At 69.9% G+C, this 7,032-nt stretch carries 7 protein-coding genes; all 7 read right to left on the bottom strand.

Annotated features, from left to right (window positions below; translation table 11 throughout):
* Window positions 1–425: 425 nt before the first annotated feature.
* Window positions 426–602 carry a hypothetical protein gene (locus ACIKT0_RS10485; RefSeq protein WP_407105295.1) on the bottom strand — a complete coding sequence of 59 codons (177 nt, stop codon included), beginning with the start codon at window positions 600–602 and terminating at the stop codon, window positions 426–428.
* Between the two features lie 75 nt (window positions 603–677).
* A complete protein-coding gene (locus ACIKT0_RS10480; RefSeq protein ID WP_407105294.1) occupies window positions 678–1,166 on the bottom strand; it encodes a pyridoxamine 5'-phosphate oxidase family protein in 489 nt (162 codons plus the stop codon).
* A 114-nt stretch (window positions 1,167–1,280) separates the two neighbouring features.
* Window positions 1,281–2,615: an HlyD family type I secretion periplasmic adaptor subunit gene (locus tag ACIKT0_RS10475; protein WP_407105293.1), complete on the bottom strand. Its 1,335-nt coding sequence runs from the start codon at window positions 2,613–2,615 to the stop codon at window positions 1,281–1,283.
* Window positions 2,612–4,360, bottom strand: coding sequence for a type I secretion system permease/ATPase (locus ACIKT0_RS10470; RefSeq protein WP_407105292.1), 1,749 nt, complete (start codon window positions 4,358–4,360; stop codon window positions 2,612–2,614). Before ACIKT0_RS10470 ends, ACIKT0_RS10475 begins: the two co-directional genes overlap by 4 nt.
* A gap of 151 nt (window positions 4,361–4,511) precedes the next feature.
* Entirely contained in the window at window positions 4,512–5,645 is a 1,134-nt protein-coding gene (tgt, locus tag ACIKT0_RS10465; protein WP_407105291.1) for a tRNA guanosine(34) transglycosylase Tgt, read from the bottom strand.
* Window positions 5,642–6,733 (bottom strand): tRNA preQ1(34) S-adenosylmethionine ribosyltransferase-isomerase QueA, encoded by a 1,092-nt coding sequence (queA, locus tag ACIKT0_RS10460; protein ID WP_407105290.1) that lies wholly within the window; start codon window positions 6,731–6,733, stop codon window positions 5,642–5,644. The genes tgt and queA overlap by 4 nt, the downstream gene beginning before the upstream one ends.
* A gap of 23 nt (window positions 6,734–6,756) precedes the next feature.
* The coding region (locus ACIKT0_RS10455) for a DMT family transporter (RefSeq protein ID WP_407105289.1) at window positions 6,757–7,032 on the bottom strand (276 nt) is incomplete at its 5' end.

The raw sequence follows: 7,032 nt of genomic DNA, 5'->3' as shown, positions 1-7,032 counted from the left end.
GGCAGGCCCGCAAGGCGACGGCCCGCGTGATCGCCGCGCCCTGTGTCGCCGCAGAGCACCCCGCCCCCCGCCTTCACGCCCACTTCGCCGAGCCCCGCGAAGACACACCGCCGTCACATGGCTCGCGCGCGCCGGAGCGACCCTGCCGCAGATCGCGGCCATCACCGGGCATTCTCTTAAGGGGCATCCACACCATCCTTAAGGACTACCTCGAGCTCGACGAAGGCATAGCCGGCGAAGCCATAACGAAGCTGCAGTCTGGCTCGAGCTGCAGGGGATGAAGCTCTGAGCGCGAGACTTTTCTCAGAAATCACCCAAAATCGCCGGCCGTGAGACTGCTAAGTCACTGATATAATTAGGCCGGTCAATTTCTTTTAATCTGCAGGTCCTGGGTTCGAGTCCCAGCGCGCTCACCACCTGTCCGATCAGATCGGCGGGTTGATGATCGGCTCCGCCGGGGGCTCCCCTGGCTCATCAATCGACGGATCGATAGCCGGCTCCGGATTCGGTACGATGTCTGGATCCTGGACCGGCGTCTCCTGCGGCGTGGGCGGGCTGATCGGTTCGCCTGGCATCGGCGGGTTCGGCACATTGGGTCCCATCTGGGCCTCCTCAATCATGAAGCGGCGGATGCGCGGCTGATCTCCACGGCCGCCGCGCTCCGCGCGGTCGGGGCGTCAGCCGAGGGCCACCTTGCCGGCCTCGCCAAGATCGGGCCGCTCGTGTTTCGCTCGTGCCTTCGCGATCTCGAACGCCACCACGAACGGGTTGGAGACGCCCTCCCAGAACTCCGCCGAGTGCGGGGTGACCCTCAGGAGACGGATGTTCGGGTCGTCGGGGCCGTCCGGGAACCAGGTCTTCGCCATCTCCGACCAATGCGCCTTGATGGCCGAGCGATCGTCGCTCACCTCGGCGGTCCCGGAGATCGACACGTAGTCGTTGGAGCCGGGCTTCGCGAAGGCAAGGCACACCTCCGGGTCCGCGGCGATCTCGTCGTCCTTGTGCGACCGCGCGTCCGTCAGAAAGGCGACCTCGCCGGCCTCGCGATCCACGATGGCGTGCATTGGACGGGCGCGCAGCGCGCGGCCCTGCTTGGACGTCAGCATGCAGACGCGAATCTCGTCCACGAGGCGCCAGACGCGATCGATGTCGGAATTGGTCGTCATTGGTGCGCTCCTCGGAAGGGCCGCGCGTGGCGGCGGTCTCCCTCTGACAACCGCCAGCAGGAGACCTGGTTCCTCACGAGGTGAGACCGCCGGCCGAGGGCGGTCGCCGCCGCGTCACTGCTCCCGGAAGCTCTTCCGGAAGGAGTGCACCACCGGTTCGATGAAATACTCCATCGCCACCCGTTTCCTCGACTCGACATAGGCTTCGACCGGCGTTCCCGGCTTCATGTCGGCGGGATTGGCGTAGGCGCCGAAGGCGGCGCGGTCCACGGCGACCTGGGCCGTGTAGAAGCTCTCGCGGGTCTGCGGATCGGTGATGATGTCGGCCGCCACCTTGACGACGCGGCCCGGTATCATCGGCATGTCGCGCATGGGGAAGGTGGTGAAAGAGACCCGCGCCGCCTGGCCGGCCTCGATGCTGCGGATCTCCTGCGGCGAAACCCTGCCCTCGATCACGAGGTCGCCTTCGGTGGGGACGATCTGCAGGATCTCCTGACCCGCCTTCACCACCCCGCCCACCGTCTTCACCTGAAGGTTCAGCACATAGCCGGTGTCGGGGGCGAGCACCTGCGTGCGGGTGAGCACGTCGTCGCTCGCCGCCAGCTTGGCCCGCATGCCGGCGATCTCCGCCCGCGCCTTCGCGAGTTCGGCGGAAACGTCGTTCAGATAGCTCGTGCCCGCGTTCTGAAGCGTGATCTGCTTTTCGACCGCCTCGATCTCCGAGCGCTTGATCTGCGCTTTCAGGGTCGCAACCTCGGTCTCGAGCTCCGACCTGCGGCGCTGCAGGTCGAGCATTTGCGGCTTGCGGGCGAGGCCCTTCTCCAGCAGCCCCTGCGTGTCGGCGATCTGCACGTCCACCAGCGCGCGCTGGTCCTCGGAGCCGCTGATGCGCGCGCGGGCGCCCTCCACCTCGGCGCGCAGCCGCGAGATCTGCGTCTGCAGGAGGTCCTGCTTCTCCTGCAGTCCCTTGACCGAGGTCTCGAACAGCCGCTGCTGGCCGTTCAGGAACGTCGCGAACTGCGGGTCGTCGCCCGCCACCGCGAGCGCCGTCGAGAAATCGATCTGATCGGACCCGGCCAGCTGCGCGGCGAGACGCGCCGCCTCGGCCTCGCGACGGGACAGCGCCCCCCGCACCTGACCGGCGATGGCCTGAGCCTGGGCCCGCTGCAGCGTGACCAGCGGCTCGCCGCGCTTCACGTAGTCGCCATCCTTCACCAGGATCTCGCTGATGATGCCGCCTTCGAGGTGGGAGACGGATTTGCGGCTGGCCTCGGGGCCGACCACGCCGCGAACAACCGCCCCGGCGGCCAGCGGCGCGGTGGCGGCCCACACGGTGAAGCCGCCCATGAAGCCGACGATCACCACGCCGCCCGCGATAGCCACCCCGCGCAGCCGCACCGCGAGCCGCGCAGGACGCGGCGGGAGCGGAGCCGTCGTCGAAGCCGTCATCGGGCAGCCCCCGGAATGGAGCGCACATCCGACGAGGGCACCGGCGCCACCAGTTCCCGCAGGATCTCGGTCGGCGGGCCGACCTTCACGAGTTGCCCGTTCTGCATCACCGCGACGCGGTCCGCGAGATGCGCGAGCGCCGGCTTGTGGGTCACCAGCACCACCGTGACGCCGCGCTGCTTCAGAGCGGCGAGACAGGCGACCAGCGCCCGCTCGCCTTCTCCGTCGAGGCTGGCGTTCGGCTCGTCGAGCACGACTAGGCGGGTTTCGCCGTAGACCGCGCGGGCGAGCGCCACGCGCTGGCGCTGCCCGCCCGACAGCATGGCGCCGCCATTCGCCAGATGGGTGTCGTAGCCCTGCGGCAGCCCGAGAATGAGATCGTGGCAGCCGGCGAGCTTCGCCGCGGCCACCACCGCCTCATCGTCCGGCTCGTCGAAGCGGGCGATGACGTCGCGCACGCGGCCTGAGAACAGCTCCGTGCCCTGCGCCAGATATCCGACATAGCGGCGGCGCTGGTCATCGCGCCACAGCAGGATGTCGCCGCCGTCCAGCCGGACGACGCCCCGCGTCGCCGCGCGGCTGCCGACGATCGCGCGGCACAGGGTGCTCTTGCCGGAGCCGGAAGGCCCGATGAACGCCACGCTCTCGCCGGGAGTGATGGCGAGCGAGACCCCGGCGAGGATGGCCTTGCCGCCTCCTGCGACGACCGTCACGCCCTCGATGCTCAGCCGACCTTCGGGGGCCGGCAGCGCGATCGGATCGTCGATCGCCGCGCCCGATGCGTTGAGCAGCGCGGAGATCCGGCGCCACGCCATGCGGCACTGCTGCAGGCCGCGCCACGCCGCGATCGACTGGTCGAGCGGCGCCAGCGCGCGCGACAGCAGGATCGAGCTCGCGATCATCCCGCCGGGCGTGATGTGCCCCTGGAGTGAGAGGTATGCGCCGAGCGCGAGCGTCGCGATCTGCGCGACGACGCGCAGGAACTTGCCCGCGCCGATCATCACCGTTCCACGATCGGCGGCGGCGCCAAGGGTCAGGGTCGCGGCGGCGTTCACCTGGCTCGCCTGAGCCGCGAGCGGACGGCCGAGCCCCATCGCGGACACGCTGTCGACATTCCGCGCCGCTTCGGCCAGCACGCGCTGCGCCTCCTGCTGGCCCTTGGCGACACGCTCCGCTGCGGGCTTGGTGACGCGGTCGTTCAGCACCGCCAGCGCGACGATCAGGACGGAGAACACCAGTCCGAGCAGGCCAAGATACGGGTGTATGAGCGTGCAGCCGAGCAGGAAAATCGGCATCCAGGGGATGTCGCAGAGCGACGGCAACGTGGGTCCGGAGAGGAAGCTGCGCACCGTCCTGAGGTCGGTGAACGGCGTGCCCTCCTGCGCGCCCGAAGTCTTGATGAGCCCCCGCTCGGCGGTCAGCGCGGCGGCGAAGACCGGCTCGAACAGCGTGTCCTCGATCCACTCGCCGATCCTGGCGAGCGCGCGCAGACGGAGCGCCTCGAGAGCCGCGTAGACCGCGATCGCCCCCGCGGCGATCAGCGTGACGTAGATCAGGGTCTCCACCACGCCGCTTCTCAGGACGCGATCATAGACCTGCATCATGTAAAGAGAGGGAACCAGCAGCAGCAGGTTGATGGCGATGCTGAAGATCGCGAGCAGGCCGAAGGCGGAGCGCAGTTCCCCAAGCACCTGCTTCAGGGCCTCGGCGCCGGCCCCGGTCGCTTCCGTCTTCGTCTCGGCCATGGACGTCTTGTTCCCTACGCCCGCGGGCTCGCCTCGTCGCGGAAGTATGCTGAGGCAAGCTCTCGCCGCAACCTGATCGACTGCGTACGTAGGAACCTAGGCGCGAGCGGCGGATGGAAAGCCGGCTCAACTCGCGAGGGTAAAAACTATCTCAAGTCGCCAGTTGCGCTCTGTCGCCTCCGGCCCAGCCGGCGCGCGCCGCTTCTGCGTAATCGGCGAAGCGGCCGACCGCGATCGCCTCCCGCGCGCCGGCCATCAACTGCTGATAATAGGCGACGTTGGCCCAGCTCAGCAGCATCATGCCGAGGATCTCGCCCGAGCGCACAAGGTGGTGGAGATAGGCGCGCGAATAATCCCTGAGCGCGGGGCAGTCGCTTTCCTCGTCCAGCGGCCGCGGGTCGTCGGCGTGGCGGGCGTTCTTCAGGTTGATCTTGCCGAAGCGGGTGAAAGCCTGGCCGTGGCGGCCCGCTCTGGTCGGCATCACGCAGTCGAACATGTCGATGCCGCGCGCGACGCATTTGAGGAGATCGTCCGGAGAGCCGACCCCCATGAGGTAGCGCGGCCGCCCGCCGGGCAATTCCGCAACCACATCGTCGAGAACCGAGAGCATGGTGGCCTGGGGCTCGCCGACCGCCAGCCCGCCGACCGCGTAGCCGTCGAAGCCGACCTCGACCAGCCGGCGGGCGGAGAAGCTGCGCAGCGCCGCGTCGTCGCCGCCCTGCACGATCCCGAACAGCGCCCGCCCCTCGGGCGCTCCGAAGGCGGCCTTGGAGCGTTCGGCCCAGTCGAGCGACAGCAACATGGCGCGTTCGATCTCCGCGCGCGGCGCAGGCAGCCGCACGCATTCGTCGAACTGCATCGCGATGTCGGAGCCGAGAAGGCTCTGGATCTCGATCGAGCGCTCCGGCGTCAGGCGGTGCGTGGAGCCGTCGAGATGCGAACGGAAGGTCACTCCGTCCTTGTCGAGCTTCCGCAGCGCGGCGAGCGACATGACCTGGAAGCCGCCGGAATCCGTCAGGATCGGGTGCGGCCAGCGCATGAAGGCGTGCAGGCCGCCGAGCGAGGCGACGCGCTCCGCCCCCGGGCGCAGCATCAGGTGATAGACATTGCCGAGCACGACGTCGGCGCCGGTCGCTCGTACCTGTTCGGGATAGAGCGCCTTCACGGTCGCGGCGGTCCCGACCGGCATGAAGGCGGGCGTGCGGATCGTCCCGCGCGGAAAGACCAGTTCGCCGACGCGCGCCGCGCCCTCGGTGGCGTTGACGTGGAAGGGGATGCGGCTCACGCGCGGCGCTCCGGGAGAAACAGGCAGGCGTCGCCGTAGGAATAGAACCGGTACCGTTCGGCGATGGCGTGGGCGTAGGCCCGCCGCACGACGTCCAACCCGGCGAAGGCGGAGATCAGCATCATCAGGGTCGAGCGCGGCAGGTGGAAGTTCGTCAGCAGGGCGTCCACCCCGCGGAAGCGGAAGCCGGGGGTGATGAAGATGTCGGTCTGGCCCGAGAAGGCGGCGATGCGGCCGTCGTCCCCGACAGCGCTCTCGAGCAAGCGCGCCGCGGTCGTGCCGACCGCCACGATCCTGCCGCCGGCGTCGCGGACGGCGTTGAGCGCTTCGGCCGTGGCCGCGTCGAGGAAGCCGGTTTCGGCGTGCATCCGATGATCGTCGGTGTCCTCGACCTTCACCGGCAGAAAGGTGCCGGCGCCGACATGCAGCACTGTCTCGTGGCGGGCGACGCCGCGGCGGTCGAGCGCCGCCAGCAGTTCGGGGGTGAAATGCAGGCCGGCGGTCGGCGCCGCGACGGCGCCGGGTTCGCGGGCGAAGACGGTCTGATAGTCCGCCGCATCGCGCTCGTCCGTGGGGCGGCGGCCGGCGATGTAGGGCGGCAGCGGCAGCTCGCCCGCAGACGCTATGGCGAGGTCGAGATCGGGCCCGGCGAGGTCGAAGGCGAGCGTCACCTCCCCGCCCTCGCCTCGCGCCTCGACCGTCGCGTCCAGGCGGCCCAGCAGACAGGCCCCCCCGGCGAGGTCGTCGCCGATCGTGACGCGATCGCCGACTACGAGCTTCTTCGCCGGCCGCGCGAAGGCGAGCCAGCGGGCGGCGTCGAGCCGTTGGTGCAGCAGAAGCTCAACGCGCGCAGCCGCCTCTCCTCGCCGACGCAGCGCGCGCAGGCGGGCCGGGATGACCCGGGTGGCGTTCACCACCAGGGCGTCTCCGGGAGCGAGCAGCGCAGGTAGGTCCGAGACGCGGCGATCCTCGAGCTCGGGCGACCCGCCGGGCCGCACGACCAATAGGCGTGCGGCGTCGCGCGGCGCGGCCGGCCGGAGGGCGATCAGCTCCTCGGGGAGCTCGAAATCGAAAAGCGAGACGTCCACGGCCCTGTCGTCCTGGCGGACGCCTAGAAGAACTGGATCAGCAGCGCGCCCGCCACCAGCAGGACGACGCCTGCAGCGCGCGCGGCGCCGAGAGGATGCTGCTCGGTCCCGAGCAGCCCGAAATGGTCGAGCGCGACCGCCGTGATCAGCTGAGCCGCGATCGCGAAGGCCATCGCCGGACCGACGCCGAGGCGCGGCACCACGAAGGCGATGGACGCGACGATGAAGGCGCCGAGCAGGCCCCCGCCGATCCACCAGCCGGGGCCGAGGGCCTGGGCGGAGGCGAGCGCCGGCCCGAT

The sequence above is a fragment of the Hansschlegelia beijingensis genome (assembly GCF_045505405.1).
Classification (GTDB): domain Bacteria; phylum Pseudomonadota; class Alphaproteobacteria; order Rhizobiales; family Methylopilaceae; genus Methylopila; species Methylopila beijingensis_A.
Note: the sequence above shows the minus strand (reverse complement) of the source record. Positions and strands in the feature narration are given on the sequence as shown.